Raw genomic sequence first — 26,549 nt, 5'->3', positions numbered from 1 at the left:
CTGGTTTTTTGAATGCAGAACGACAAAGATCTCTCCACGTGGCAGACCTTCCGCCGACTCTGGCCAACTATTGCGCCGTTTAAAGCAGGGTTGATCGTGGCGGCCGTTGCGTTAGTCCTCAACGCAGCTAGCGATACGTTTATGCTATCGCTTCTCAAACCATTACTGGATGATGGTTTTGGTAAAACGGATCGCTCAGTGCTGCTGTGGATGCCGCTGGTCGTTGTTGGCTTGATGATCCTGCGCGGCATTACAAGCTATATCTCTAGCTACTGTATCTCCTGGGTTTCCGGCAAAGTGGTGATGACCATGCGTCGTCGGTTGTTCGGCCATATGATGGGAATGCCGGTTTCTTTCTTCGATAAACAGTCCACCGGTACTCTGTTATCGCGCATTACCTATGACTCTGAACAGGTTGCCTCATCGTCTTCTAGCGCGCTGATTACTGTGGTGCGTGAAGGGGCGTCGATTATAGGCCTGTTTATCATGATGTTTTACTACAGCTGGCAGTTGTCGCTGATCCTTATCGTATTGGCTCCGATTGTGTCGATAGCGATTCGCGTGGTTTCTAAACGCTTCCGTAGTATCAGTAAAAACATGCAGAACACCATGGGGCAGGTGACCACTAGCGCAGAACAAATGCTGAAAGGGCATAAAGAAGTGCTGATGTTTGGTGGCCAGCAAGTGGAAACCAAACGCTTTGAAAAGGTCAGCAATAAAATGCGCTTGCAGGGGATGAAACTGGTTTCAGCATCGTCTATCTCTGACCCTATCATTCAGCTGATTGCCTCTCTGGCGCTGGCGTTCGTGCTCTATGCCGCGAGCTTCCCGAGCGTGATGGATACGCTGACCGCCGGTACGATTACCGTGGTCTTCTCCTCCATGATTGCCCTGATGCGTCCACTGAAATCGTTAACCAACGTGAACGCGCAGTTCCAGCGCGGTATGGCGGCATGTCAGACACTGTTCTCTATTCTCGATAGCGAGCAGGAAAAAGATGAAGGTACGCTCGACGTTGAACGTGCGAAAGGCAAAGTCGAATTCCGTGATGTCACCTTTACCTATCCAGGGCGCGAAGTTCCTGCGCTGCGTAACATCAACCTCGAGATTCCAGAGGGGAAAACCGTGGCGCTGGTGGGGCGTTCTGGCTCGGGTAAATCAACCATTGCCAGCCTGTTAACCCGTTTCTACGATGTCGATCAGGGCGAAATCTTGCTTGATGGCCATGACCTGCGTGAATACAAGCTGTCTTCGCTGCGTAATCAGGTCGCGTTGGTTTCACAGAACGTCCACCTGTTTAACGACACTGTAGCCAATAACATCGCCTACGCGCGTACTGATGAGTACAGCCGTGAGCAGATTGAAGAAGCCGCCCGCATGGCCTATGCGATGGACTTTATCAATAAGATGGATAACGGTCTGGATACGATTATTGGCGAAAACGGCGTGCTGCTTTCTGGCGGCCAGCGCCAGCGTATCGCCATCGCGCGTGCGCTGCTGCGTAACAGCCCGATTCTGATTCTCGATGAAGCGACTTCTGCACTGGATACCGAATCAGAACGTGCGATTCAGGCTGCGTTGGATGAGTTGCAGAAAAACCGCACCTCGCTGGTCATCGCGCACCGTCTGTCTACCATTGAACAGGCTGATGAGATTGTCGTGGTAGAAGACGGTTATATCGTTGAACGCGGCAGCCACGCCGACCTGCTTGCCCATCGCGGTGTTTATGCGCAGTTGCACAAAATGCAGTTTGGCCAATGATAGCGAAAATCTGGTCGGGTGAATCGCCGCTTTGGCGGCTGTTATTACCGCTCTCCTGGCTTTATGGCCTGGTGAGTGGGCTCATTCGCCTGAGCTATCAACTAGGGCTGAAAAAATCCTGGCGCGCGCCGTGCCCGGTTGTTGTCGTGGGCAACCTGACAGCAGGTGGTAATGGCAAAACGCCAGTTGTCATTTGGCTGGTGGAGCAACTGCAACGGCAGGGGATTCGCGTGGGTGTGGTATCGCGGGGCTACGGCGGCAAAGCGGAGCACTATCCGCTGCTGCTCACAGCACAAACCACCACGGCGCAAGCTGGCGACGAGCCGGTGCTGATTTTCCAGCGTACCGGCGCGCCGGTTGCAGTTTCTCCGCTGCGAGTTGACGCGGTGAAAGCGCTGCTGGCGGAGCATGATCTACAGTTGATCGTGACTGATGATGGGTTACAGCACTATCGCCTGGCGCGTGATAAAGAGATCGTGGTGATCGACGGTGAGCGTCGCTTCGGCAATGGCTGGTGGTTACCGGCGGGGCCGATGCGTGAACGCGCGTCGCGCCTGGAAACCGTCGATGCACGAATCGTCAACGGCGGCGAGCCACAGCCGGGAGAAATTCCCATGACCTTGCGCCCGGGTGAAGCCATTAATCTGCTTACCGGTGAACGCCAGCCTGTCTCGGCATTGCAAAATGCCATAGCGATGGCGGGAATAGGCCATCCACCGCGCTTTTTTGCGACGCTAAACGCATGTGGTTTAACGCCGGTGCGTACGGTGGCGCTGGCAGATCATCAGGCACTAACGCAAGCTGATGTCGAAGCGCATGTCGCGCCAGGTCAAACGCTGATCATGACCGAAAAAGATGCGGTGAAATGCCGCCCCTTTGCGCAGGAAAACTGGTGGTATCTGCCGGTTGATGCGGTGCTTTGTGGCGATCGCGCGCAAACGCTACTACAGGAACTGATAACCCTCGCTCGGCGCTAGATGGCGTCGGCGATTTTCGGGGGAAATGGCATGGCTTCTCTGCGTCTTACCCTTCGCGCCGCACGTCAGCTTCATCTCGCAGCGCAGGGTCTCCTCAACCGGCCCCGTCGCCAGCCTACTGCGGCAGATATTCTTCGTACCATCCAGCAAATGTCGCTGCTGCAAATCGATACTATCAACGTAGTCGCACGTAGCCCCTATCTGGTGCTGTTCAGCCGTCTTGGCGCGTACCCGCCAATATGGCTGGATGAAGCGCTGTCTCGCGGGGAACTGATGGAATATTGGGCGCATGAAGCCTGTTTCCTACCGCGCAGTGATTTTCCACTCGTTCGCCACCGTATGCTGGCCCCGCACACGATGGGCTGGAAGTACCCTAAAAACTGGATGGAAGAACACGCCGATGACATTAGCGCGCTGAAATCCCATATTGCCGAAAACGGCCCTGTACGCTCAGCCGATTTTACGCATCCACGTAAAGGGGAGAGTGGCTGGTGGGCGTGGAAGCCGCATAAACGCCACCTTGAAGGGCTATTTACCGCCGGAGAAGTGATGGTAATCGAACGGCGCAATTTCCAGCGCGTGTATGACCTCACCGAACGCGTAATGCCGGAATGGAATGACGCCACCGATGCGCTGCCGCAGCCGCGGGCCGAAGCACTCATGCTAGAAAATAGCGCCCGTAGCCTGGGCATTTTCCGCCCTCAGTGGCTGGCGGATTACTACCGTTTGCGCCAGCCCAATCTCAGCGAACTGCTGGCACAGTGGCAGACGCAGCAAAAAGTCGTGGCGGTTGAGGTTGAACAGCTTGGCGAAATGTGGGTGCATTGCAGCCTGCTTACGCAGCTTGCGCGGGCGGCAGAAGGCAAACTTAACGCCACGCATAGCGCTGTGCTGTCACCGTTTGACCCAGTGGTTTGGGATCGCAAACGTAGCGAGCAGTTATTTCATTTCAGTTATCGGCTGGAATGTTACACGCCAGCGCCGAAACGTCAGTACGGTTATTTCGTGCTGCCACTGCTGCACCGAGGGGAAATTGTTGGCCGTATGGACAGCAAAATGCATCGTCGTGATGGCGTGCTGGAGATTTTTGCGCTGTACCTTGAAGACGGCGTACGGGTAAGTCAGCGCCTGGAAAATGGGTTGATGCAGGCCATCAATGATTTTGCCCGTTGGCAGGGCGCCACAAGAATTATGCTTGGCACGGTCGCTGAAAAACTCTTTACGCAACAACGACACGGTTGGGAGATTGACGCCGACCGGTAGCGCTCTATGATATGCTGCACTGGTTTTCGATACGGCCCATCAGGAGGAACCATGGATCACCGTCTACTTGAAATTATTGCCTGCCCAGTTTGCAACGGCAAACTCTACTACAGCCAGGACAAGCAAGAACTGATTTGCAAAATTGATAATCTGGCGTTTCCCCTGCGTGACGGTATCCCCGTATTGCTGGAAAACGAAGCCCGCGTGTTAGCTGCTGAAGAGAATCGACCATGAGTTTCGTTGTGATTATTCCGGCGCGTTTTGCCTCAACGCGTCTGCCGGGTAAACCGTTACAGGACATCAACGGCAAACCGATGATTGTGCATGTGCTGGAGCGTGCCCGTGAGTCTGGGGCTGAGCGAATTATCGTTGCAACCGATCACCCAGAGGTGGCTAAAGCCGTTGAAGCGGCGGGCGGTGAAGTGTGCATGACCCGCGCCGACCATCAATCAGGCACCGAGCGTCTGGCGGAAGTGGTCGAGAAATGTGGCTTTAGCGATGACACCGTCATTGTTAACGTGCAGGGTGATGAACCGATGATCCCGGCGGTGATTATTCGCCAGGTTGCTGAAAACTTAGCAGCCAGCCAATCCGGTATGGCGACCCTTGCCGTGCCGATTCACGATGCAGAAGAAGCCTTTAACCCGAACGCGGTGAAAGTGGTGATGGATAAAGACGGTTACGCGCTATATTTCTCCAGAGCAACTATTCCCTGGGATCGCGACCGTTTTGCGCAAAGCCGTGAACAAATTGGTGACACCTTGCTGCGCCATATTGGCATCTACGGTTACCGCGCCGGGTTTGTCCGCCGCTACGTCAACTGGGCGCCAAGCCCGCTGGAGCACATCGAGATGCTCGAACAGCTGCGAGTGCTGTGGTACGGCGAAAAAATTCACGTTGCCGTGGCGAAAGAAGTGCCGGGGACGGGTGTCGATACCCCGGAAGATCTGGCTCGCGTACGCGCCGAAATGAAATGATATTCCCGCCCTCTGGATCTCAGGGGGCGTTTCCCGCCTGAATATTTCCTGCCTTTCTGTTGCAATTTTGATCTTGTTTGGTGAAATTTGTATTTCATATGCTCATTATGAAAGCAATGGCTTTTATAGGGGGAAACCGATATGGAACAGCTACGCGTAGAATTAAGCCATCTGCTGGGTGAATCTCTCAGCCGCGTTGAGTGCATTAATGAGCAGGCAGATACCGCGCTGTGGTCGCTGTATGATGCCGAGGGGAACCCGATGCCATTGTTGGCTCGGAGCTTTTCATCACCGGGGCTCGCCCGGCAATTAGCGTGGAAGTTTTCGATGCTGGCGCGCAATGGCACCGTGCGAATGCCCGTGGTTTATGGCGTCATGACCCATGAAGAAACGCCCGGCCCGGATGTTCTGCTGCTGGAGCGGTTACGGGGTGTGTCCGTTGAAGCGCCCACGCGCAGCCCGGAGCGCTGGAATGCACTGAAAGATCAAATCGTTGAAGCGTTACTGGCATGGCATCGCGTTGATAGTGCAGGCTGTGTCGGGTTTGTCGATGGCACTCAGGAAAATAGCTGGCCGCAATGGTATAGCCAGCGCATTGAAGTGCTGTGGGAGACACTCAATCTGTATCAAAATACGGGGCTGACCATGCAGGACAAGCGCCTGTTGTTCCGTACCCGCGAATGTCTGGATGCGTTATTTGACGGCTTTAATGATAACTGTGTGCTGGTGCACGGCCATTTTACCTTGCGCAGTATGCTCAAAGACTCGCGAAGCGACCAGCTATTAGCGATGGTTGGCCCGGGGGCTATTTTGTGGGCTCCGCGAGAATATGAGTTATTCCGCTTGCACGAAAGTGGCCAGGCAGAACAACTGCTGTGGCATTATCTGCAACGCGCGCCAGTGGCGGAAGCATTCCTCTGGCGGCGTTGGCTGTATCTGCTGTGGGACGAAGTTGAACAACTGGTGACGACCGGCAGATTCAACCGCGACAACTTTTCTCTGGCCGCGAAATCACTGCTCCCCTGGCTCTCCTGAGCGGCCTTTCAGCCACTGCCAGAGGCGTCCCAGCGTTTCATAACCCACTCGGTCGCTGTGCATCAGCCAGACTGGTGAGGGAATAATGCGCTCCCACGGGTTAAGCGGCGAGGTAATCGCTAACTGATTGGCGGGCGCTGGCAGTGGATGTAGCCCGGCGTGTTGGAAGAAAATCATCGCGCGCGGCAGATGCGAGGCCGATGTCACCAGCAGGAACGGCGCATCGCCGATAGCCGCTTTCACCGCGCTGGCTTCTTCTTCGGTATCTTTCGGGGTATCGAGAACGATAATATCGCTGCGCGGAACACCAAGGCTTTCGGCCACCCGAGCACCGGCTTCAGCGGCACTCACTGGGTTAGTTTTCGCCGTCGCACCTGTGAAAACCAGTTTCGCTCCTGGGTTGGCCTGCCACAGGCGAATCCCTTCTGCCAGCCTCGGCAGGCTGTTGTTGATGAGGTTTGAACTTGGCGCCCACGCAGGGTTCCAGGTGTATCCGCCGCCCAGCACCACCACATACTGCGCCGGTTTTTCGCCTTGCCAGGTGGGGTATTTGTCTTCAATGGGTTTGAGTAAACCATCGGCGATGGGCTGTAGGCTCAGCAGTAGCAATAACAGCCAACCCAGGGTGATGGCGCTTTTGCCCAGCTTTTGAAAGCGGGTGCACCACACCAGGACAATTCCCAAGCCAATCAGTAAAAGCAACAAGGGCAGCGGCAGCATCATGCCGCCGATATACTTTTTCAGCATAAAAAGCATTCTGTAGAGTACCTTTTTTAACCATCTGACCGTATGAATGCAGGGATATTACACCAGATAGCTTCATTCTCGCCGTGGGTGTGACAAAATAGCCCCTTTGTGGTTGGTGAAGTGAGGCCGTCCTGTGCAGGATCGCAATTTCGATGACATTGCGGAAAAGTTTTCGCGCAATATTTATGGCACCACTAAAGGAAAGCTGCGCCAGGCTATTCTGTGGCAGGATCTGGACGCACTGCTGGCGACGATGGGCTCGCAGCCGCTGCATATTCTTGACGCCGGTGGCGGAGAAGGGCAGACGGCCATCAAAATGGCGGAGCGCGGGCATCATGTGACGTTGTGCGATCTTTCTGCGGAAATGATCGCCAGAGCGAAGCAGGCCGCCAGCGACAGAGGTGTGAGCCACAACATGCATTTTATACAATGCGCGGTGCAGGATGTGGCCGAGCATTTGGAAAGCTCGGTTGATCTGATATTGTTTCACGCTGTGCTGGAGTGGGTGGCTGAACCGCAGGACGTGTTAAAAACGCTGTGGTCAGTGCTGCGTCCGGGCGGCGCATTATCATTAATGTTCTACAATGCAAACGGCCTGTTGATGCATAACATGGTGGCGGGCAACTTTGACTATGTCGTTGTCGGTATGCCGAAAAAGAAAAAGCGTACGCTGTCGCCGAACTATCCGCGCGACCCGCAGCAGGTCTATGGCTGGCTGGAAGAGATCGGCTGGCAAATTAACGGGAAAACCGGTGTGCGAGTGTTTCATGACTATTTGCGCGATAAATACAAGCAGCAGGACGGCTATGAACTTCTGCTGGAGCTTGAAATGCGCTACTGCCGTCAGGAACCGTATATCAGCCTGGGGCGCTATATTCATGTCACCGCGCGTAGGCCGCAGACAGAAACAAGGATAAACGATGAGTGAATTTTCCCAGACAGTCCCCGAACTGGTTGCCTGGGCCAGGAAAAATGATTTCGCCATCTCTCTACCCGTCGATAGGCTCTCATTTCTGCTGGCCATCGCAACGCTGAACGGCGAGCGGCTGGAAGGTGAAATGACGGAAGGCGAGCTGGTGGATGCGTTCCGTCACGTCAGTGATGCGTTTGAGCAAACCAGTGAAACCATCGGTACGCGTGCTAACAACGCCATTAATGACCTGGTTCGCCAACGTCTGCTGAACCGCTTTACCAGCGAAATCACAGAAGGGAACGCCATTTATCGTCTGACGCCGCTGGGTATCGGCATCACCGATTACTATATTCGTCAGCGCGAATTTTCCACGCTGCGTTTATCGATGCAGCTATCGATTGTGGCAAGCGAGCTGAAAAGGGCTGCCGATTCAGCAGATGAAGGTGGCGACGAGTTCCACTGGCATCGCAACGTTTACGCGCCGCTGAAGTATTCGGTTGCTGAAATTTTTGACAGTATCGATCTGACGCAGCGCATTATGGATGAGCAGCAGCAGTCGGTAAAAGATGATATCGCTCAGCTATTGAATAAAGACTGGCGCGCGGCGATTTCCAGCTGTGAGCTGCTGCTGTCGGAAACCTCCGGCACGCTGCGTGAGCTACAGGATACGCTGGATGCTGCGGGCGATAAGCTGCAAGCCAACCTGCTGCGTATTCAGGATGCGACGCTGAGCCATAACGATTTGCACTTTGTCGATCGACTGGTATTTGATTTACAAAGTAAACTCGACCGCATCGTCAGTTGGGGCCAACAGGCGATTGACCTGTGGATCGGCTACGATCGCCACGTGCATAAATTTATCCGTACCGCTATCGATATGGATAAAAATCGCGTCTTTGCTCAGCGTTTGCGCCAGTCTGTGCAATCTTATTTCGATGCGCCGTGGGCGTTAACCCATGCCAGCGCCGATCGTCTGCTGGATATGCGTGACGAAGAGATGACGCTGCGCGATGAAGAGGTCACCGGCGAACTGCCTGCCGACCTTGAATACGAAGAATTTAACGAAATACGCGAACAGCTCGCTGCGCTGATAGAAGAACAGTTAGCCATTTATAAAACCAAACAACTGCCGCTTGATCTCGGTCTGGTGGTCAAAGAGTACCTGGCCCAATATCCGCGCGCGCGTCACTTTGACGTCGCGCGAATCGTTGTGGACCAGGCGGTACGTTTGGGCGTAGCGCAAGCAGATTTCACCGGACTGCCGGCAAAATGGCAGTCGATTAATGATTACGGAGCCAAGGTACAGGCGCATGTCATCGACAAATATTGAACAAGTGATGCCGGTTAAACTGGCACAGGCCCTGGCCAACCCCCTTTTCCCTGCGCTGGATAGCGCGCTGCGTGCTGGCCGTCACATTGGTCTGGACGAGCTGGATAACCACGCATTTTTGATGGATTTCCAGGAGTATCTGGAAGAGTTTTATACCCGCTATAACGTTGAACTGATTCGCGCGCCGGAAGGTTTTTTCTACCTGCGCCCGCGTTCCACCACGTTGATTCCGCGTTCGGTGCTTTCTGAGCTGGATATGATGGTCGGCAAAATTCTCTGCTACCTCTACCTAAGCCCAGAACGCCTGGCTAACGAAGGTATTTTTACCCAGCAGGAGCTGTACGATGAGCTGCTGGCGCTGGCTGACGAAAGCAAACTGCTGAAGCTGGTTAATAACCGTTCCACCGGTTCTGACCTTGACCGGCAGAAATTGCAGGAGAAAGTGCGCTCCTCGCTCAACCGTCTGCGCCGTCTGGGAATGGTGTGGTTTATGGGCCATGACAGCAGTAAGTTCCGTATCACCGAATCGGTCTTCCGCTTTGGTGCCGACGTCCGTTCTGGCGATGATCCGCGCGAAGCACAGCTGCGCATGATCCGCGATGGCGAAGCGATGGCGATTGAAAACCATCTGCAACTCAATGATGAGAACGACGACAATCAGCACGATAGCGGGGAGGAAGAATAATGATCGATCGCGGTAAATTTCGTTCGCTAACGCTGATTAACTGGAACGGGTTCTTTGCCCGTACCTTTGATCTTGATGAATTAGTGACCACGCTGTCGGGTGGTAACGGGGCGGGTAAATCCACCACCATGGCGGCTTTCGTCACGGCGCTGATCCCAGATTTAACCCTGCTGCACTTTCGTAACACCACCGAAGCTGGTGCGACCAGCGGCTCGCGTGATAAAGGTTTGCACGGTAAGCTGAAAGCCGGTGTCTGTTATTCGGTGCTTGACGTGATGAACTCGCGCCACCAGCGTGTGGTGGTTGGCGTTCGTCTGCAACAAGTCGCCGGGCGTGACCGTAAAGTTGACATCAAACCGTTCGCAATCCAGGGGCTGCCAACGTCCATACAGCCGACCCAGCTACTGACCGAAACGCTCAACGAGCGCCAGGCGCGCGTGCTGACGCTGCAAGAGCTGAAAGATAAACTGGAAACCATTGAAGGCGTACAGTTTAAGCAGTTTAACTCAATTACCGATTACCACTCGCTGATGTTCGATTTGGGCATTGTGGCGCGCCGTCTGCGCTCAGCGTCCGATCGCAGCAAATTCTATCGCCTGATTGAAGCCTCGCTGTACGGTGGTATTTCCAGCGCCATCACCCGCTCGCTGCGCGACTACCTGTTGCCGGAAAACAGCGGCGTGCGTAAAGCCTTCCAGGATATGGAAGCGGCACTGCGTGAAAACCGCATGACGCTAGAAGCGATTCGCGTCACGCAGTCTGACCGTGACCTGTTTAAGCACCTGATTTCAGAAGCGACCGACTACGTAGCGGCGGACTATATGCGCCACGCCAACGAGCGTCGAGTGCATCTGGACAAAGCTCTGGAATACCGTCGCGAGCTGTTTACCTCGCGCGCCCAGCTTGCCGCAGAGCAGTTCAAACACGTCGAAATGGCGCGTGAACTGCAAGAGCACAACGGCGCAGAAGGGGATCTGGAGGCCGATCACCAGGCCGCCAGCGACCACCTGAATCTGGTGCAAACAGCGCTGCGTCAGCAAGAAAAAATCGAACGCTATGAAGCGGATCTCGACGAGTTGCAAATTCGTCTGGAAGAACAAAACGAAGTGGTGGCAGAAGCCGCCGAACAGCAGGAAGAAAACGAAGCCCGCGCCGAAGCGGCCGAGCTGGAAGTGGATGAGCTGAAAAGCCAACTGGCGGATTACCAGCAGGCGCTGGACGTACAGCAGACGCGTGCCATTCAGTACACCCAGGCGTTGCAAGCGTTACAACGCGCCAAAGAGCTGTGTCATCTGCCGGATTTAACCCCGGACAGCGCCGCCGAATGGCTGGAAACCTTCCAGGCAAAAGAGCAGGAAGCGACGGAAAAACTGCTCTCGCTTGAACAAAAAATGAGCGTTGCGCAGACTGCGCACAGCCAGTTTGAACAGGCCTACCAGATTGTGGTGGCGATCAACGGCCCGCTGGCGCGTAACGAAGCCTGGGATGTGGCGCGTGAATTGCTGCGCGATGGCGTTAACCAGCGCCATCTGGCTGAGCAAGCGCAGCCGCTGCGCAGCCGTTTAAACGAGCTGGAACAGCGTCTGCGTGAGCAGCAGGAGGCTGAGCGTCTGCTGGCTGAGTTCTGCAAACGTCAGGGCAAACAGTACGATATCGACGAACTTGAAACGCTGCACCACGAGCTGGAAGCACGCATTGCCGCCTTGAGCGACTGCGTTAGCGACGCGCGCGAACAGCGCATGGCGCTGCGTCAGGAGCAGGAACAACTGCAATCGCGCATCTCCGCGCTGATGCACCGCGCACCGGTTTGGCTGGCGGCGCAAAACAGCCTCAGCCAACTGTGTGAGCAGAGCGGTGAGCAGTTTGAGTCCAGCCAGGACGTAACCGAGTACCTGCAACAACTGCTGGAGCGTGAGCGCGAAGCCATCGTTGAGCGCGATGAAGTGGGCGCACGTAAGCGTGCGGTTGATGAGGAAATCGAACGTCTCAGCCAGCCTGGCGGTTCGGAAGACCCGCGCCTTAACGCGCTGGCGGAACGTTTTGGCGGCGTGCTGCTGTCTGAAATTTATGATGACGTTAGCTTGGATGATGCTCCGTACTTCTCCGCGCTGTATGGCCCGTCACGTCACGCCATTGTCGTACCGGATCTCTCGCAGATCGCCGAATACCTCGAAGGTCTGGAAGATTGCCCGGAAGATCTCTACCTGATCGAGGGGGACCCGCAGTCCTTCGACGACAGCGTATTTAACGTCGATGAGCTGGAAAAAGCGGTGGTGGTGAAAACCTCCGATCGCCAGTGGCGTTATTCGCGCTTCCCGACGCTGCCGCTGTTTGGCCGCGCCGCGCGTGAAAGCCGCATTGAAAGTCTGCACGCCGAGCGTGAAGTGCTGTCCGAGCGTTTCGCTACGCTGTCGTTTGACGTACAGAAAACCCAGCGTCTGCATCAAGCATTCAGCCGCTTTATCGGTAGCCATTTGTCAGTGGCCTTTGACGATGACCCGGAAGCCGAAATTCGCAAACTGAATGGTCGTCGTAATGAACTGGAGCGCGCGCTCAGCAGCCACGAAAACGACAATCAGCAACAGCAAGTTCAGTTTGAGCAGGCGAAAGAGGGCGTTGCGATGCTCAACCGCCTGCTGCCTCGCCTCAGCCTGCTGGCGGATGAAACGCTGGCCGACCGTGTGGATGAAATCCAGGAGCGTTTGGACGAAGCGCAGGAAGCCGCGCGCTTTATCCAGCAACACGGTAATCAACTGGCAAAACTGGAGCCGATGGTTTCCGTTCTGCAAAGCGACCCGGAACAGTTTGAACAACTGAAAGAAGATTACGCCTGGTCACAGCAGGTGCAGCGTGACGCACGTCAGCAGGCTTTTGCCCTGACAGAAGTGGTACAGCGCCGCGCTCACTTTGGTTATTCCGACTCGGCTGACATGTTGAGTGGCAACAGTGACCTGAATGAAAAACTGCGCCAGCGCCTGGCACAGGCAGAAAGCGAACGTAGCCGCGCGCGTGATGCCATGCGTACTCACGCTGCGCAGGTGAGCCAGTACAGCCAAGTGCTGGCGTCGCTGAAAAGCTCGTACGACACCAAAAAAGAGCTGCTCAACGACCTGTATAAAGAGCTGAAGGATATCGGTGTGCGCGCCGATGCCGGGGCTGAAGAGCGTGCGCGTGCGCGTCGTGACGAACTCCATGCTCAGCTCAGCAATAACCGTGCGCGTCGTAACCAGTTAGAAAAAGCGCTGACCTTCTGTGAAGCGGAGATGGATAACCTGACCCGTAAGCTGCGCAAGCTGGAGCGTGATTATCTGGAAATGCGCGAGCAGGTGGTGAATGCGAAAGCCGGTTGGTGTGCGGTAATGCGCCTGGTGAAAGACAACAACGTCGAACGCCGTCTGCACCGTCGCGAGCTGGCTTATCTCTCCGCTGATGATTTGCGTTCAATGTCGGATAAAGCGTTGGGTGCGCTGCGTCTGGCGGTGGCGGACAACGAACACCTGCGCGACGTGCTGCGTATGTCGGAAGATCCGAAACGCCCTGAGCGCAAAATTCAGTTCTTTGTTGCCGTTTATCAGCACCTGCGCGAACGTATCCGCCAGGATATTATCCGCACCGATGACCCGGTTGAAGCCATCGAACAGATGGAAATCGAGCTGAGCCGTCTGACCGAAGAGCTGACCAACCGTGAACAGAAACTGGCGATCAGCTCACGCAGCGTGGCGAATATTATTCGCAAGACCATTCAGCGCGAACAGAACCGTATTCGCCAACTGAACCAGGGGCTGCAAAACGTGTCGTTTGGTCAGGTGAACAGCGTGCGCCTGAACGTCAACGTGCGTGAGACGCACTCAATGCTGCTGGATGTGCTGTCTGAACAACACGAACAGCATCAGGATTTGTTCAACAGCAACCGTCTGACCTTCTCGGAAGCGCTGGCGAAACTGTACTCGCGTCTCAATCCGCAAATCGATATGGGGCAGCGTACGCCACAAACCATCGGTGAAGAACTGCTGGACTACCGTAGCTATCTGGAGATGGAAGTGGAGGTTAACCGTGGTTCTGACGGTTGGCTGCGCGCAGAATCTGGGGCACTTTCGACCGGTGAAGCTATCGGTACGGGGATGTCGATTCTGGTCATGGTCGTTCAGAGCTGGGAAGATGAAGCGCGCCGTCTGCGCGGCAAGGACTTGTCGCCGTGCCGTCTGCTGTTCCTCGATGAAGCGGCCCGTCTGGATGCGCGCTCCATCGCTACGCTGTTCGAGCTGTGCGAGCGACTGGAGATGCAGTTGATTATCGCAGCACCAGAAAACATCAGCCCAGAGAAAGGCACAACCTATAAACTGGTGCGTAAAGTGGTGAACAACCATGAACACGTACATGTCGTTGGTCTGCGCGGTTTTGCGGCACAGCTACCGGAGACATTACCGGGCACTGCCGATGCCTCTTAGGGGCGATAAATCAGGCCAAATAGTGACCTGATCCCCAGAAAAGTCCGAATACGCAACCCAAGGCGGCAGCAATGCCGCCTTTTTTGATCCTCATTTGTTTGCCAGCACGTTATTATCTTTAGACTTCTTTACATTTGAACGGGCAAAAAAGTTTTTGTCTTTATATACTGAAGATAAGCCCACGTTACGGGTATTCGTATATTTAACAGGGGGCAAGGGATGTTGCTGAAAAATGAAAATGGTCGTCGGTTGTCAGCCATAAGTTTGTGCCTGGCAATGACGTTTGCTCCACTGTTTACTGCCTTTGCGGATGAGCCTGAACTGGTTCCTTCTGACGGCACTGCAACGCCAGCTGAACAATCGTCGGTGCTTTTGCATTCTGGGGCGCAGTCTCCGGTGATGGCGACTTTTGTTGGCACTCAGCCGCTGGCTGAAGGGGCGGCAGCGAAAAGCCGCGCCGATATTGAGGCCGTACTGCCTACCGGCTACAAACCTGTTTATCTCAACCCTTTGGTGACGCTGTATGCCGCCAGAGGGATGAAACCGATGTGGGAAAACCGTGAAGCAGTGCGCGCTTTCCAACAGCAGTTGGCCGAAGTGGCGATTGCCGGTTTTCAACCACAGTTTACCCAATGGGTAGAACTGCTCACCAATCCTAACGTTAGCGGCATGGCGCGTGATGTGGTGCTGTCTGACGCTCTGATGGGCTATTTGCATTTCATCAGCGGGATCCCTGTTCAGGGCAACCGTTGGCTGTACAGCGCCAAACCTTATACGTTGGGCACGCCGCCGTTGTCGGTGATTAACCAATGGCAGTTGGCGCTTGATAGCGGCATGTTAGTGCCGTTTGTTACCGCGCTGTCGCCGCAGCACCCACAGTACGCCGCGATGCATCAAGCATTGTTAGCGCTGGTGGGGGATTCTCGCCCGTGGCCCAAGCTAACGTCAACGGCATCGCTACGTCCGGGCCAATGGAGTAATGATGTCCCGGCGCTGCGTGAAATTTTACAGCGCAACGGCATGTTGGATAATAGCCCGGACATTCCTCTGCCTGGTGACAATGTTGGTAGCAGCAAGAAAGTGGTGAAAAGTGGGCCTGCCGCCTATGACCGTCAATTGGTCGAGGCCGTGAAACGTTTCCAGACGGCACAAGGGTTAGGGGCTGACGGTGTTATCGGAGCATCCACGAGAGACTGGCTCAATGTCTCATCCGCCGAGCGCGCGGGAGTGCTGGCGCTGAACATCCAACGTCTGCGCCTGCTGCCGGGGAAACTCTCCACCGGTATTATGGTTAACATTCCGGCTTACTCGCTGGTGTATTATCTTAATGGCAGCGAAGTGCTGGCTTCGCGAGTGATTGTTGGCCGACCAGACCGTAAAACGCCGATGATGAGCAGTGCACTGAATAACGTGGTGGTTAACCCGCCGTGGAATGTGCCGCCGACGCTGGCGCGTAACGATATTCTGCCGAAACTGCGTAACGACCCGGGGTATCTCGAACGCCACAATTATACTGTGATGCGTGGCTGGAGTAGCAAAGAGGCGATTGATCCGTGGCAGGTTGATTGGTCAACGATTACCCCGTCCAATTTACCGTTCCGTTTCCAGCAAGCGCCTGGCGCACATAACTCCTTAGGGCGTTATAAATTTAATATGCCGAGTTCAGATGCGATTTATCTGCACGATACGCCGAATCATAATTTGTTCCAGAAAGATGCGCGGGCATTAAGTTCAGGATGTGTGCGTGTTAATAAGGCCTCCGATTTAGCGAATATGCTGTTGCAGGATGCGGGCTGGAATGATGCGCGAATTTCCGATGCGCTGAAAGAGGGGAATACGCGTTACGTTAATATCCGGCAGAATATTCCGGTTAATCTCTATTACCTCACCGCCTTTGTCGGCGCTGACGGCCAGACACAATATCGAACAGATATTTACAATTATGATGTGACCGCGCGATCCGGTGCACAAATTTTGTCAAAAGCGGAACAATTAATCAGATAAATGAAGTAGTTCAGGTAATGTTGTGGTCGAATAAAAAGTAGACATACAGGTCCTGGTTGCTCGGGGCCTGCATGTCTGCGCGGGGGGCCGCCTTGACGCTGGCTTTGATGACCGGTAAGGTGCTTTACGTGCGCCAGAAGTGCATATATTTCGATCACCTTTACTTACTGTAGACCTGATTATCATGGACAAATTTGACGCTAATCGCCGCAAATTGCTGGCATTAGGTGGTGTTGCGTTGGGCGCAGCGGCCATCTTGCCTACGCCTGCATTTGCTACCCTCTCGACCCCACGCCCGCGTATTTTAACGTTGAGTAATTTACATACGGGTGAGTTGATAAAAGCCGAGTTTTTTGACGGCCGAGGCTATATTCAGGATGAATTAGCAAAACTAAACCATTTTTTCCGGGATTATCGCGCGAATAAAATAAAGAGTATTGATCCGTCATTGTTTGATCAACTCTATCGCCTTCAGGGGTTATTAGGGACGAGCAAACCTGTGCAATTGATTTCTGGTTATCGTTCTGTTGATACCAATAATGAGCTGAGAGCGCACAGCAGTGGGGTAGCTAAAAAGAGTTACCACACCAAGGGTCAGGCAATGGATTTCCATATTGAAGGTGTTTCATTAAGTAATATACGCAAAGCTGCGTTATCTCTGCGCGCAGGTGGTGTAGGATATTACCCACGTAGCAACTTTGTGCATATTGATACCGGGCCGGTAAGGCACTGGTAACTCTACGCCCAACACAGTGCTGATTTAGTGATAAATCAGCATGATGGCGAGCATTTAGAGTATAAACAGGAGCAACATGAACTATCGTATCATTCCGGTCACTGCCTTCGCGCAGAACTGTTCATTGATCTGGTGTGAGCAAACTAAGCTGGCGGCGTTGGTCGATCCAGGTGGTGATGCTGAAACCATCAAACAGCAGGTCGCGGAAGCGGGTGTGACGTTACAGCAAATTTTGCTGACCCATGGCCATCTTGACCATGTTGGGGCGGCGGCGGAACTGGCGCAGCATTATGGTGTGCCAATTATCGGGCCGGAAAAAGAAGATGAGTTTTGGTTGCAGGGGCTGCCGGCGCAAAGCCGGATGTTCGGTCTTGAGGATTGCCAGCCGCTAACGCCGGACCGTTGGTTGAATGAAGGCGACACCGTGAGTGTCGGCAACGTTAAATTGCAGGTGCTTCATTGCCCCGGGCATACACCAGGCCACGTGGTCTTTTTTGATGAATCAGCGCGGCTGTTGATTTCAGGTGATGTACTGTTTAAAGGTGGCGTAGGGCGCAGCGATTTCCCGCGTGGTGACCATGCGCAACTGATTGATTCGATTAAACGTAAGCTGCTGCCGTTGGGCGACGATGTGACGTTTATTGCCGGGCACGGGCCGATGTCAACGTTAGGGAATGAGCGTTTGCATAACCCGTTCCTTCAGGACGAATTACCCGTTTGGTAATATGAAAAAAGGCCGCGAATGCGGCCTTTTTTATTGGTGACGGTTATTTTGCCTGGTAAACGCTATGCGTCATCAGGCAATAACTGCAATCACTTATAAGACGGCGACAATTGCTTCACATAGCGGAGCCATATTATCCGGCGTCATTCCGGCGACGTTAATACGGCCCGATGCCACGGCATAAATACCGAACTCTTCACGCAGACGCAGAACCTGTTCTTTGGTCAGACCGCTGAATGAGAACATGCCGTTCTGCTTAGTGATAAAGTTGAAGTCGCGGCTCGCGCCTTTCTCCTGCAATGTGTTCACAAACAGCAGACGCATACGCTGGATACGCTGGCGCATGTCGGTCAGTTCTTGTTCCCAGATAGCGCGCAGAGCGTCATTGCTGAGAATCGTTGCGACCACAGAAGCTCCGTGAGCCGGTGGGTTGGAGTAGTTCGCACGGATAACCGCTTTCATCTGGCTAAATGCGCGATCGGCCGTGTCGGCATCGGCAGTGACCAGCGTACAAGCACCTACGCGCTCGTTGTACAGGCCAAAGTTTTTGGAGTAGGAGCTAGCCACAATCAGCTCTTTGTGCAGCGCTGCAAACGCACGCAGACCTTCGGCATCTTCTTCTAAACCACGAGCGAAGCCCTGATAAGCGAAGTCGAACAGCGGCAGCCAACCTTTTTCAACAGAAAGCGCAGCCAGCTGTTGCCACTGCTCAAGCGTTGGGTCGATACCGGTTGGGTTGTGGCAGCAGCCGTGGAACAGAACCACGTCACCTGCTTTTGCATCATTGAGGCTTGCTACCAGGCCGTCAAAGTTCAGCGCATGTTTTTCCGCATCATAATAATCGTATTCACGGACTTCCAGACCGGCTGCGCCGAAAACACTTTTATGGTTCGGCCAGCTTGGGTTACTTACCCAAATGCGTTTTACATCGGTGTTTTTAGCGAGGAAATCCGCCGCCACGCGCAGAGCACCCGTGCCGCCAGGAGTTTGTGCGGTGCGCGCACGTTTTTCGCTCACGATAGTGCTGCCTTTACCAAACAGCAGTTCTTGCGTGCAGCGACCAAATTCAGGAATACCATCAATACCGAGATAGTTTTTGGTGGTTTCATTTTCCAGCAGATATTGTTCCGCTTTCTTCACGCTGGTCAGAACCGGGGTCTTGCCGGTTTCATCTTTATACACACCAATCCCGAGATTGATTTTTCCCGGGCGTTCGTCGGCACGAAACAGATCGGCCAGGCCCAGAATCGGGTCGGCAGGGGCGGCTGTAATGTTCTCAAACATGACGAGGTTCCATTTATAAGTTCGGGGGAAATCCGCTATCAGGTTAACGGTAGATTTACAAAATGCCAACCATTAGAGACTAAAAGCGCGAAGGTTTTCTAAAGTTACGATCTTCATCTCATGAACGCAAAAAAGCAGGACCGAAGTCCTGCTTTTGAGGGATATAACAAAGGGGTCTGCTGATTAGAACTGGTAAACGACACCTACAGCTGCCTGGTCGTCAGTTGCCAGACCGCTAGCTTTAGAGTAGGTGTTGTCGTCCAGCAGGTTGAACTTGTACGCAGCGTATACGTTCATGTTCTTGTTGAAGTAGTACCAGGTACCCAGTTCAATATATTTAACCAGGTCAGCGTCGCCGCCTTTGAAGTCGCCGCGAGCGATCAGGTCTTTACCTTTGGACTGAACGTAGCCCAGGGATGGACGCAGACCGAAGTCGAACTGGTACTGAACCACAGCTTCGATGTTCTGGGTTTTGTTCGCGAAGTTGCTGTCAGCTTCACGAGTCATGTTCAGAGTCTGAGCATACATTACAGCAGCGTAGATGTTGTTCGCATCGTATTTAGCCGCAGTTGACCATGCTTCAGCTTTTTTACCGCCAGCGCTCGCCCAGGTATCGCCAGCCGCGTTGTGACCAGGATTAACCTGCTCGTTGGTGCGGTCAGCAACTTCATAACCTGCTGCCAGTGCGATACCGTTGCCGAAATCATACTGGGTAGAGGTGCTGAAACCGTCGCCGTTTGCTTTCGCGCCGTTGCCGCCGTAGCCAACAACATCAACTGCGCCGGTTACGTCGTCATAAGTGGTCGCAACTTTGTTGTCACGATCGTTTTTGCCCTGATACTGCAACGCGAAGCTCAGGCCATCAACCAGACCGAAGAAGTTGTTGTTACGGTAGGTCAGCAGGCCAGAAGAACGGCCGTTCATGAAGTTGTCGGTTGCAGCCCAAGAATCGCCGCCCCATTCAACCAGCATATCGGTGTATGCCGCTACGTCGTAGATAGCACCGTAGTTACGACCGTAGTCGATAGAACCTGCGTCACCAAATTTCAGGCCAGCGAACGCCAGACGAGTTTTAGTCGTCTGAGAACCTTCCGTGCCGGAAGCGTCCATGTTGTATTCCCACTGGCCGTAACCCACCAGCTGATCATTGATCTGGGTTTCGCCCTTGAAGCCGATACGGGCATAAGTGGTGTCTTCGTTACCGGTTTCACCATTGGTGGTCCAAATGTGCTCACCAACTGCTTTACCATAGAAGTCCAGTTTGTTGGCATTTTTGTTATAAATTTCTGCAGCATTCGCTGCGCCAGCAGCCAGCAGAGCAGGGATTACCACTGCCAGGATATTACGCTTCATCATTATTTATTACCCTCATTAGGTTTTTTTTATAGACACTCGCCACTGCCGCCAATTACTTCCGTCAATAATAATTTACGGAACTATTGATGATAGTTTGGTGTCTTTATGTGTCTGAGAGGCATCTTTCCATTCAAAACATTCTTTCGCTAGCCTGAAAATGCTACAAACATCGAGAATAAGTAAGCAAAAGAAATAATGTGTAAGAATCTGTGTAAATTAAGGAACTTTGTGAACTAACTCAAAATTCTGAGACGTACGCGTAATAATTAAACGATTGAATATCTATCAATATGAATTCCTTATCTTTTATTTGCATAACGTTTTTTCTTATTGCACTGGGCGGATGAGTGATAATTTTCTTATGATAAAATTTAGCCGTCCAGATAGCTGTGTTTTTGCCTGAAAAATATGCTAAGGGATTAGGCTAATCTGAGTTGCAACAAGCTTTAGGTTGTTTTTTGTACGAAATTGTTGCGGCGAAATGGCTCGTAACATACTACGGAAGGTAAGGTCTTGATGTTTAAGTTTGTTAAACTTAATAGAGACATCTTTACATAAGAAGTTAAAAAAAGGCCAGCACAAAGGCTGGCCTTGAGAAGTGAGTTACGTTAGAAGCTGGCGTTACGTGGCGTTCTTGGGAATGGGATCACATCACGTACGTTCTGTACACCAGTTACGTAGGCAATCAGACGTTCAAAGCCCAAACCGAAGCCAGAGTGTGGCACGGTGCCGTAACGACGCAGGTCGCGATACCACCAGTAGTCTTCTTTATTCAGGCCCATTTCAGCCATACGCGCATCCAGCACGTCCAGACGCTCTTCACGCTGGGAACCGCCGATGATTTCACCGATTCCTGGTGCCAGAACGTCCATCGCGGCAACGGTTTTACCGTCGTCGTTCAGACGCATATAGAAGGCTTTGATCTCTTTCGGGTAGTTTTTCACGACAACTGGCGCTTTGAAGTGCTCTTCGGCCAGGTAACGTTCATGCTCGGAGGAGAGATCCACGCCCCAGTACACCGGGTTCTCGAATTGCTTGCCACAGTTTTCCAGAATAGTGACGGCATCGGTGTAATCAACCTGCGCGAAGTCGGTAGACACAAAACGTTGCAGACGATCAACGGCATCTTTATCTACGCGCTCTGCGAAGAATTTCATGTCGTCGGCACGTTCGGTCAGCACGGCGTTGAAGACGTACTTCAGCATCGCTTCTGCCAGACGGGCGTTATCTTCCAGATCGGCAAATGCCACTTCTGGCTCCAGCATCCAGAACTCCGCCAGGTGACGGCTGGTGTTAGAGTTTTCAGCACGGAAAGTTGGGCCGAAAGTATAAATTTTTGACAGTGCACAGGCGTAGGTTTCGCCGTTCAACTGGCCAGAAACGGTCAGGAAGGACTCTTTACCAAAGAAGTCTTTGTCAAAATCCACTTTACCCTGTGGGTTGCGCGGCAGGTTTTCCAGATCCAGCGTAGAAACGCGGAACATTTCGCCAGCACCTTCGGTATCCGAAGCGGTGATGAGCGGAGTGGATACCCAGAAGAACCCCTGCTCGTCAAAGAAACGATGCAGCGCTTGCGCCAGGGTATGACGTACACGAGCGACCGCGCCAATCAAGTTGGTGCGCGGGCGCAGGTGGGCCACTTCACGCAGATACTCGATGCTGTGACGTTTTGCCGCCATTGGATAAGTATCGGGATCGTCAACCCAACCGGTCACTTCCACGTTGGTCGCCTGGATTTCAAAGCTCTGGCCCTGGCCCTGAGAAGCCACCACTTTACCGGTGATGACAACGGAGCAGCCGGTGGTCAGACGCAGGACTTCCTGATTGTAATTGGGCAGAGAATTATTAATAACGGCCTGTACAGGATCAAAGCAGGAACCGTCATAGACGGCCAGGAAGGAAAAGCCAGCTTTTGAATCTCGGCGGGTACGTACCCAGCCGCGCACGGTGACTTCGCTGTCAACGGCTACGCGGCCCTGGAGTACGTCGGCTACAGGCACAACGCTCATAATAGTCTCTCTATTTCGTAGTCCAATAAAAAAATCGTTTTCCCCATAATAGCGGGGGGATATCTATGTTACCTGTCATCTTCTATCAGACAAGTAGAATTCGCACAGATAAAGGGTGTTTTAAGAAATAAATAAAGAAGAAGGGAGCCAATCAGGCTCCCTTTGTCGATTAACTGGCCTTTTTAATCTGTGGCAGATCGAAGGCTTTACGTAATGCGCGGACAAATGCCTTATCGTGGCAGATGGTTTTACCGGGGCTATCGGAGAGTTTTGCCACTGGTTTGCCATTACATTCCACCAGCTTAATCACAATATTCAGCGGTTTTACCTGTGGGATATCGCAAGTCAGGCGCGTGCCAATACCGAAACTTAGATTAATGCGTGATGAGAAGTGGCGATATAACTCCACTGCTTTTGGCAAATCGAGATTGTCGGAGAACACCAGCACTTTACTTAGCGGGTCGATTCCTAATTTCTGATAATGCTTAATGGCTTTTTCGCCCCACTCGAACGGGTCGCCGGAGTCGTGGCGCAGCCCTTGATAACGGGTGGCGAACTCAAGACCGAAATCACGCAGGAAAGCATCCATCGTAATACAGTCGGTCAGGGCGATGCCGAGGCTGTCAGGGTATTCCGCCAGCCACGCCGCCAGCGCAGCGCGTTGGCTGGTGGCTAAGTCGGGGCTAATTTGCTGATGCGCCTGGAACCACTCGTGCGCTTGCGTACCCATTGGCGTGAGCGACAGGCGGCGCGCCAGGTCATAGTTACTGGTGCCGGTAAACCACGGTTCTTGCTGGAGTCGGCTAACTATCGCTTCCTGGACGTCACGAGAGAAACGGCGACGTGTGCCGAAATCCATGAGTTTGAATGCGGACATATCGATATCCGCCGTCAGCTGTTTAAAGCTAACCAGTTTTTGTTCCAGCATTTCCAGCGCCTGGGGCACACCGCTTTCCGGTGAACGATAGCGATGAACCAGCTCGCTTATCACCGCCAGCAGGGGAACTTCCCACATGATGACTTCGCGCCAGGGGCCTTCAAGGCGGATATTGAGCTTGCCGTTGTCGTTAGTCACGGTGACTTGCTGCGGGTCGTAACGGAAGTCACGCAGCCAGTCCAGATAATCTTGCTGAAAGAAAGGTAGCCCGGATAACCAGTAATACTCGTCATCCCGCAGTGTGAGCGAACGCATAGCTTCGACTTGTTCGCGAATTGCGTCAGCATAAATGCCTAGCAGATCGTCTCCACGGCAGCGGAATTCAGCCGCCACGTTCACATCATAGTAGTGGTGGAAAACGGCCTGCTGCATATGCAGTTTGTAGGCATCTGTATCAAGCAGCGAGTGCAGAACAGGATAAGCGAATTGTGTCATTGTGCGCAGTAGCATCCTCTCACAGGAGCGTTTAGTACATTAAACAACAGGGGAGAATCGCAGAAGTATACCTTGTTTATCGATTTATTGAACCCCGATCACACCATAAGGCACGAACAGTACGCTACGCGTGTTGTGCGTCATGTTGCGTAAATGTATCATTTTTCCCTATTTGACTGGAAAAGATGAAGATTCTGCATAGCGTGTTTAACACAACAGGAATAGACTGGAGATGACATTTACATAAGATGCTAAAGGTTTTTTATGACACAACAGCCCCAAGCCAAGTACCGCCACGACTACCGTGCGCCGGACTACCTGATTAGTGATATCGACCTGGCCTTTGACCTGGATGCCGCAAAAACCGTTGTGACTGCGGAAAGCCAGGTTTCCCGTCACGCAGCGTCTGATGTGCCGCTACGCCTGAACGGTGAAGACTTAACGCTTGTCTCCCTTCATGTGAACGGCGAGCCGTGGGCCGACTATAAAGAAGAAGATAACCAGCTGGTGATTGCTGGCCTGCCAGAGCGTTTTACCCTGAAGATTGTGAATGAAATCAGCCCAGCCGCGAACACCGCATTAGAAGGGCTGTACCAGTCTGGCGAAGCGTTATGCACCCAGTGTGAAGCGGAAGGTTTCCGTCATATTACCTGGTATCTTGACCGCCCGGACGTTCTGGCGCGCTTTACGACAAAAATTACCGCCGATAAAACCAAATATCCGTTCCTGCTTTCTAACGGCAACCGCATTGCCGAAGGCGAACTGGAAAATGGTCGCCACTGGGTGCAGTGGCAAGACCCATTCCCAAAACCGTGCTACCTGTTTGCGCTGGTGGCCGGTGATTTCGACGTGCTGCGCGACACCTTCAAAACCCGCTCCGGGCGTGATGTGGCGTTAGAACTGTACGTTGACCGTGGCAACCTTGACCGCGCGCCGTGGGCGATGACCTCGCTGAAAAACTCGATGAAGTGGGATGAAGATCGTTTCGGCCTCGAGTACGACCTCGACATCTATATGATCGTCGCCGTTGACTTCTTTAATATGGGCGCGATGGAGAATAAAGGCCTGAACGTCTTTAACTCCAAATATGTGCTGGCGCGTACCGATACCGCCACCGATAAAGACTACCTCGATATTGAGCGTGTTATCGGTCACGAATATTTCCATAACTGGACGGGGAACCGCGTGACCTGCCGTGACTGGTTCCAGTTAAGCCTGAAAGAAGGTTTAACCGTATTCCGCGACCAGGAATTTAGCTCTGACCTCGGTTCTCGCGCGGTTAACCGCATCAGCAACGTGCGCACCATGCGTGGGCTTCAGTTTGCGGAAGACGCCAGCCCGATGGCGCACCCAATTCGCCCAGATAAAGTTATTGAAATGAATAACTTCTATACCCTAACGGTGTATGAGAAAGGGGCAGAAGTTATCCGTATGCTGCACACTCTGCTGGGCGAGGCTAACTTCCAGAAAGGGATGCAGCTCTATTTCGAACGCCATGACGGCAGTGCGGCCACCTGTGACGATTTTGTGCAGGCGATGGAAGATGCGTCGAACGTTGACCTGTCGCATTTCCGCCGCTGGTACAGCCAGGCTGGGACTCCGGTCGTTAGCGTTCACGACGACTACAACCCAGAAACCGAGCAGTACACCTTAACCATTCGCCAGCGCACGCCAGCCACCGCTGAGCAGGAAGAGAAATTCCCGCTGCATATTCCATTTGATATCGAGCTTTACGATAACGAAGGGAAGGTGATCCCGCTGCAAAAAGATGGCCACCCGGTGCATAACGTGCTGAACGTGACCCAGGCCGAGCAGACGTTTGTGTTTGATAACGTCTACTACCAGCCAGTGCCATCGCTGCTGCGTGAGTTTTCTGCGCCCGTGAAACTGGAATATAAGTGGAGCGATCAACAACTGACGTTCCTGATGCGCCATGCGCGTAATGATTTCTCCCGTTGGGATGCGGCGCAGAGCCTGCTCGCAACCTATATCAAGCTGAACGTGGCGCGTCACCAGCAAGGCCAGCCGCTGTCGCTGCCGGTGCATGTTGCCGATGCGTTCCGCGCGGTTCTGCTTGATGAGCAGATTGACCCGGCGCTGGCAGCTGAAATCCTCACGCTGCCGTCTGCCAGTGAAATTGCCGAGCTGTTCGAGATTATCGACCCTATTGCCATTGCGGCGGTACGCGAGGCGCTGACTCGCACGCTGGCGACTGAACTGGCCGATGAGTGCCTGGCGGTTTATCACGCCAACAAACTTGATAGCTACCGTGTTGAACACGCGGATATCGGCAAACGTACGCTGCGCAATACTTGCCTGCGTTATCTGGCGTTTGGCGACCGTGAGCTGGGCGATAAGCTGGTGAGCCAGCAGTATCATCAGGCCGATAATATGACCGATGCGCTGGCGGCGCTTTCTGCGGCAGTAGCGGCGGAACTGCCGTGCCGTGATGCGCTGATGCAGGAATATGACGACAAATGGCATCATGATGGTCTGGTGATGGATAAATGGCTGATTCTGCAAGCGACCAGCCCAGCAGACGATGTGCTGGCGACGGTTCGCAAGCTGCTGAATCACCGCTCCTTCAGCATGAATAACCCGAACCGTATTCGCTCGCTGATTGGTGCATTTGCCGGTAGCAACCCAGCCGCGTTCCACGCAGCAGACGGTAGCGGTTATCAATTCCTGGTTGAAATGTTGACCGAGTTGAACAGCCGTAACCCGCAGGTGGCTTCTCGTCTGATTGAACCGCTGATTCGCCTTAAACGCTATGACGCGAAACGTCAGGCACTGATGCGTGCGGCGCTGGAACAGCTGAAAGGGCTGGAAAACCTGTCTGGCGATCTGTACGAGAAAATTACTAAAGCGCTAGCGTAACTAAAACGCCGGGTGGAGGCTACGTCTTACCCGGCCTACGATAAGTCTATT

The 26,549-nt window shown here is 53.4% G+C and carries 19 protein-coding genes; 14 read left to right on the top strand and 5 right to left on the bottom strand.

Annotated features, from left to right (window positions below):
• Nucleotides 1-12: 12 nt before the first annotated feature.
• The 6 genes from msbA (at nt 13) to AC6I4B_RS14910 (ending at nt 6,013) form a co-directional block, all read left to right on the top strand.
• On the top strand, nt 13-1,761 hold the full coding sequence (gene msbA / locus AC6I4B_RS14935) for a lipid A ABC transporter ATP-binding protein/permease MsbA (RefSeq protein ID WP_497766191.1): 1,749 nt from the start codon (nt 13-15) through the stop codon (nt 1,759-1,761).
• Nucleotides 1,758-2,738, top strand: a complete 981-nt coding sequence (gene lpxK, locus AC6I4B_RS14930; RefSeq protein WP_497766189.1) for a tetraacyldisaccharide 4'-kinase — start codon at nt 1,758-1,760, stop codon at nt 2,736-2,738. The genes msbA and lpxK overlap by 4 nt, the downstream gene beginning before the upstream one ends.
• A 30-nt stretch (nt 2,739-2,768) precedes the next feature.
• Nucleotides 2,769-4,001 carry a winged helix-turn-helix domain-containing protein gene (locus AC6I4B_RS14925; RefSeq protein ID WP_497766188.1) on the top strand — a complete coding sequence of 411 codons (1,233 nt, stop codon included), beginning with the start codon at nt 2,769-2,771 and terminating at the stop codon, nt 3,999-4,001.
• Between the two features lie 51 nt (nt 4,002-4,052).
• Nucleotides 4,053-4,235, top strand: coding sequence for a protein YcaR (gene ycaR / locus AC6I4B_RS14920; protein WP_106928826.1), 183 nt, complete (start codon nt 4,053-4,055; stop codon nt 4,233-4,235).
• On the top strand, nt 4,232-4,978 hold the full coding sequence (gene kdsB, locus AC6I4B_RS14915; RefSeq protein ID WP_497766186.1) for a 3-deoxy-manno-octulosonate cytidylyltransferase: 747 nt from the start codon (nt 4,232-4,234) through the stop codon (nt 4,976-4,978). Before ycaR ends, kdsB begins: the two co-directional genes overlap by 4 nt.
• A 141-nt stretch (nt 4,979-5,119) precedes the next feature.
• A complete protein-coding gene (locus AC6I4B_RS14910; RefSeq protein WP_497766185.1) occupies nt 5,120-6,013 on the top strand; it encodes a YcbJ family phosphotransferase in 894 nt (297 codons plus the stop codon).
• Here the strand turns inward: AC6I4B_RS14910 and elyC are convergent.
• Nucleotides 5,990-6,769: an envelope biogenesis factor ElyC gene (gene elyC / locus AC6I4B_RS14905; RefSeq protein WP_497766183.1), complete on the bottom strand. Its 780-nt coding sequence runs from the start codon at nt 6,767-6,769 to the stop codon at nt 5,990-5,992. The two genes, AC6I4B_RS14910 and elyC, sit on opposite strands and share 24 nt — an antisense overlap.
• 124 nt (nt 6,770-6,893) lie before the next feature.
• On the opposite strand from elyC, the gene cmoM reads away from it, so the two are divergent.
• From cmoM to AC6I4B_RS14870, 7 genes are all read left to right on the top strand, one after another.
• On the top strand, nt 6,894-7,688 hold the full coding sequence (gene cmoM, locus AC6I4B_RS14900; RefSeq protein ID WP_497766182.1) for a tRNA uridine 5-oxyacetic acid(34) methyltransferase CmoM: 795 nt from the start codon (nt 6,894-6,896) through the stop codon (nt 7,686-7,688).
• Nucleotides 7,681-9,003, top strand: coding sequence for a chromosome partition protein MukF (gene mukF, locus AC6I4B_RS14895; protein ID WP_497766180.1), 1,323 nt, complete (start codon nt 7,681-7,683; stop codon nt 9,001-9,003). The genes cmoM and mukF overlap by 8 nt, the downstream gene beginning before the upstream one ends.
• The gene (gene mukE / locus AC6I4B_RS14890) at nt 8,984-9,688 is read left to right on the top strand and encodes a chromosome partition protein MukE (protein WP_497766179.1); all 705 of its coding nucleotides are present in this window, start codon (nt 8,984-8,986) and stop codon (nt 9,686-9,688) included. The genes mukF and mukE overlap by 20 nt, the downstream gene beginning before the upstream one ends.
• Nucleotides 9,688-14,136 carry a chromosome partition protein MukB gene (gene mukB / locus AC6I4B_RS14885; RefSeq protein WP_497766177.1) on the top strand — a complete coding sequence of 1,483 codons (4,449 nt, stop codon included), beginning with the start codon at nt 9,688-9,690 and terminating at the stop codon, nt 14,134-14,136. Before mukE ends, mukB begins: the two co-directional genes overlap by 1 nt.
• Nucleotides 14,137-14,355: 219 nt before the next feature.
• Nucleotides 14,356-16,140, top strand: a complete 1,785-nt coding sequence (gene ldtD, locus AC6I4B_RS14880; RefSeq protein ID WP_497766175.1) for a L,D-transpeptidase — start codon at nt 14,356-14,358, stop codon at nt 16,138-16,140.
• 184 nt (nt 16,141-16,324) lie between these two features.
• On the top strand, nt 16,325-16,876 hold the full coding sequence (gene mepK / locus AC6I4B_RS14875; protein ID WP_497766173.1) for a peptidoglycan L,D-endopeptidase MepK: 552 nt from the start codon (nt 16,325-16,327) through the stop codon (nt 16,874-16,876).
• Between the two features lie 76 nt (nt 16,877-16,952).
• Nucleotides 16,953-17,600, top strand: coding sequence for an MBL fold metallo-hydrolase (locus tag AC6I4B_RS14870; protein WP_497766171.1), 648 nt, complete (start codon nt 16,953-16,955; stop codon nt 17,598-17,600).
• A 93-nt stretch (nt 17,601-17,693) separates the two neighbouring features.
• On the opposite strand, the gene AC6I4B_RS14865 is transcribed toward AC6I4B_RS14870, so the two are convergent.
• The 4 genes from AC6I4B_RS14865 to pncB all read right to left on the bottom strand — a co-directional run bounded on the left by AC6I4B_RS14865 (nt 17,694) and on the right by pncB (nt 23,621).
• Nucleotides 17,694-18,884, bottom strand: a complete 1,191-nt coding sequence (locus tag AC6I4B_RS14865) for an amino acid aminotransferase (RefSeq protein WP_497766170.1) — start codon at nt 18,882-18,884, stop codon at nt 17,694-17,696.
• Nucleotides 18,885-19,067: 183 nt separating this feature from the next.
• Nucleotides 19,068-20,240 (bottom strand): porin, encoded by a 1,173-nt coding sequence (locus AC6I4B_RS14860; RefSeq protein WP_497766168.1) that lies wholly within the window; start codon nt 20,238-20,240, stop codon nt 19,068-19,070.
• 608 nt (nt 20,241-20,848) lie between these two features.
• The gene (gene asnS, locus AC6I4B_RS14855; RefSeq protein WP_497766166.1) at nt 20,849-22,249 is read right to left on the bottom strand and encodes an asparagine--tRNA ligase; all 1,401 of its coding nucleotides are present in this window, start codon (nt 22,247-22,249) and stop codon (nt 20,849-20,851) included.
• 169 nt (nt 22,250-22,418) lie between these two features.
• Complete coding sequence (gene pncB / locus AC6I4B_RS14850) at nt 22,419-23,621, bottom strand: nicotinate phosphoribosyltransferase (RefSeq protein ID WP_497766165.1); 1,203 nt, start codon at nt 23,619-23,621, stop codon at nt 22,419-22,421.
• A 264-nt stretch (nt 23,622-23,885) separates the two neighbouring features.
• Here pncB and pepN point away from each other — a divergent pair, with 264 nt between their 5' ends.
• The gene (gene pepN / locus AC6I4B_RS14845) at nt 23,886-26,498 is read left to right on the top strand and encodes an aminopeptidase N (RefSeq protein ID WP_497766163.1); all 2,613 of its coding nucleotides are present in this window, start codon (nt 23,886-23,888) and stop codon (nt 26,496-26,498) included.
• The last annotated feature ends 51 nt before the right edge of the window (nt 26,499-26,549 follow it).

Source organism: Kluyvera fluvialis (genome assembly GCF_059725275.1).
Note: the sequence above shows the minus strand (reverse complement) of the source record. Positions and strands in the feature narration are given on the sequence as shown.

Excerpts from the sequence above, each read along its gene's own strand:
- AC6I4B_RS14860 (WP_497766168.1), bottom strand. The coding sequence starts at position 20,240 with ATGATGAAGCGTAATATCCTGGCAGTGGTAATCCCTGCTCTGCTGGCT.
- ldtD (WP_497766175.1), top strand. The coding sequence starts at position 14,356 with ATGTTGCTGAAAAATGAAAATGGTCGTCGGTTGTCAGCCATAAGTTTG.
- lpxK (WP_497766189.1), top strand. The coding sequence starts at position 1,758 with ATGATAGCGAAAATCTGGTCGGGTGAATCGCCGCTTTGGCGGCTGTTA.
- msbA (WP_497766191.1), top strand. The coding sequence starts at position 13 with ATGCAGAACGACAAAGATCTCTCCACGTGGCAGACCTTCCGCCGACTC.
- elyC (WP_497766183.1), bottom strand. The coding sequence starts at position 6,769 with ATGCTTTTTATGCTGAAAAAGTATATCGGCGGCATGATGCTGCCGCTG.
- ycaR (WP_106928826.1), top strand. The coding sequence starts at position 4,053 with ATGGATCACCGTCTACTTGAAATTATTGCCTGCCCAGTTTGCAACGGC.
- pepN (WP_497766163.1), top strand. The coding sequence starts at position 23,886 with ATGACACAACAGCCCCAAGCCAAGTACCGCCACGACTACCGTGCGCCG.
- mukF (WP_497766180.1), top strand. The coding sequence starts at position 7,681 with ATGAGTGAATTTTCCCAGACAGTCCCCGAACTGGTTGCCTGGGCCAGG.
- pncB (WP_497766165.1), bottom strand. The coding sequence starts at position 23,621 with ATGACACAATTCGCTTATCCTGTTCTGCACTCGCTGCTTGATACAGAT.
- mukB (WP_497766177.1), top strand. The coding sequence starts at position 9,688 with ATGATCGATCGCGGTAAATTTCGTTCGCTAACGCTGATTAACTGGAAC.
- mepK (WP_497766173.1), top strand. The coding sequence starts at position 16,325 with ATGGACAAATTTGACGCTAATCGCCGCAAATTGCTGGCATTAGGTGGT.
- AC6I4B_RS14870 (WP_497766171.1), top strand. The coding sequence starts at position 16,953 with ATGAACTATCGTATCATTCCGGTCACTGCCTTCGCGCAGAACTGTTCA.
- AC6I4B_RS14925 (WP_497766188.1), top strand. The coding sequence starts at position 2,769 with ATGGCTTCTCTGCGTCTTACCCTTCGCGCCGCACGTCAGCTTCATCTC.
- asnS (WP_497766166.1), bottom strand. The coding sequence starts at position 22,249 with ATGAGCGTTGTGCCTGTAGCCGACGTACTCCAGGGCCGCGTAGCCGTT.
- AC6I4B_RS14910 (WP_497766185.1), top strand. The coding sequence starts at position 5,120 with ATGGAACAGCTACGCGTAGAATTAAGCCATCTGCTGGGTGAATCTCTC.
- AC6I4B_RS14865 (WP_497766170.1), bottom strand. The coding sequence starts at position 18,884 with ATGTTTGAGAACATTACAGCCGCCCCTGCCGACCCGATTCTGGGCCTG.
- mukE (WP_497766179.1), top strand. The coding sequence starts at position 8,984 with ATGTCATCGACAAATATTGAACAAGTGATGCCGGTTAAACTGGCACAG.
- kdsB (WP_497766186.1), top strand. The coding sequence starts at position 4,232 with ATGAGTTTCGTTGTGATTATTCCGGCGCGTTTTGCCTCAACGCGTCTG.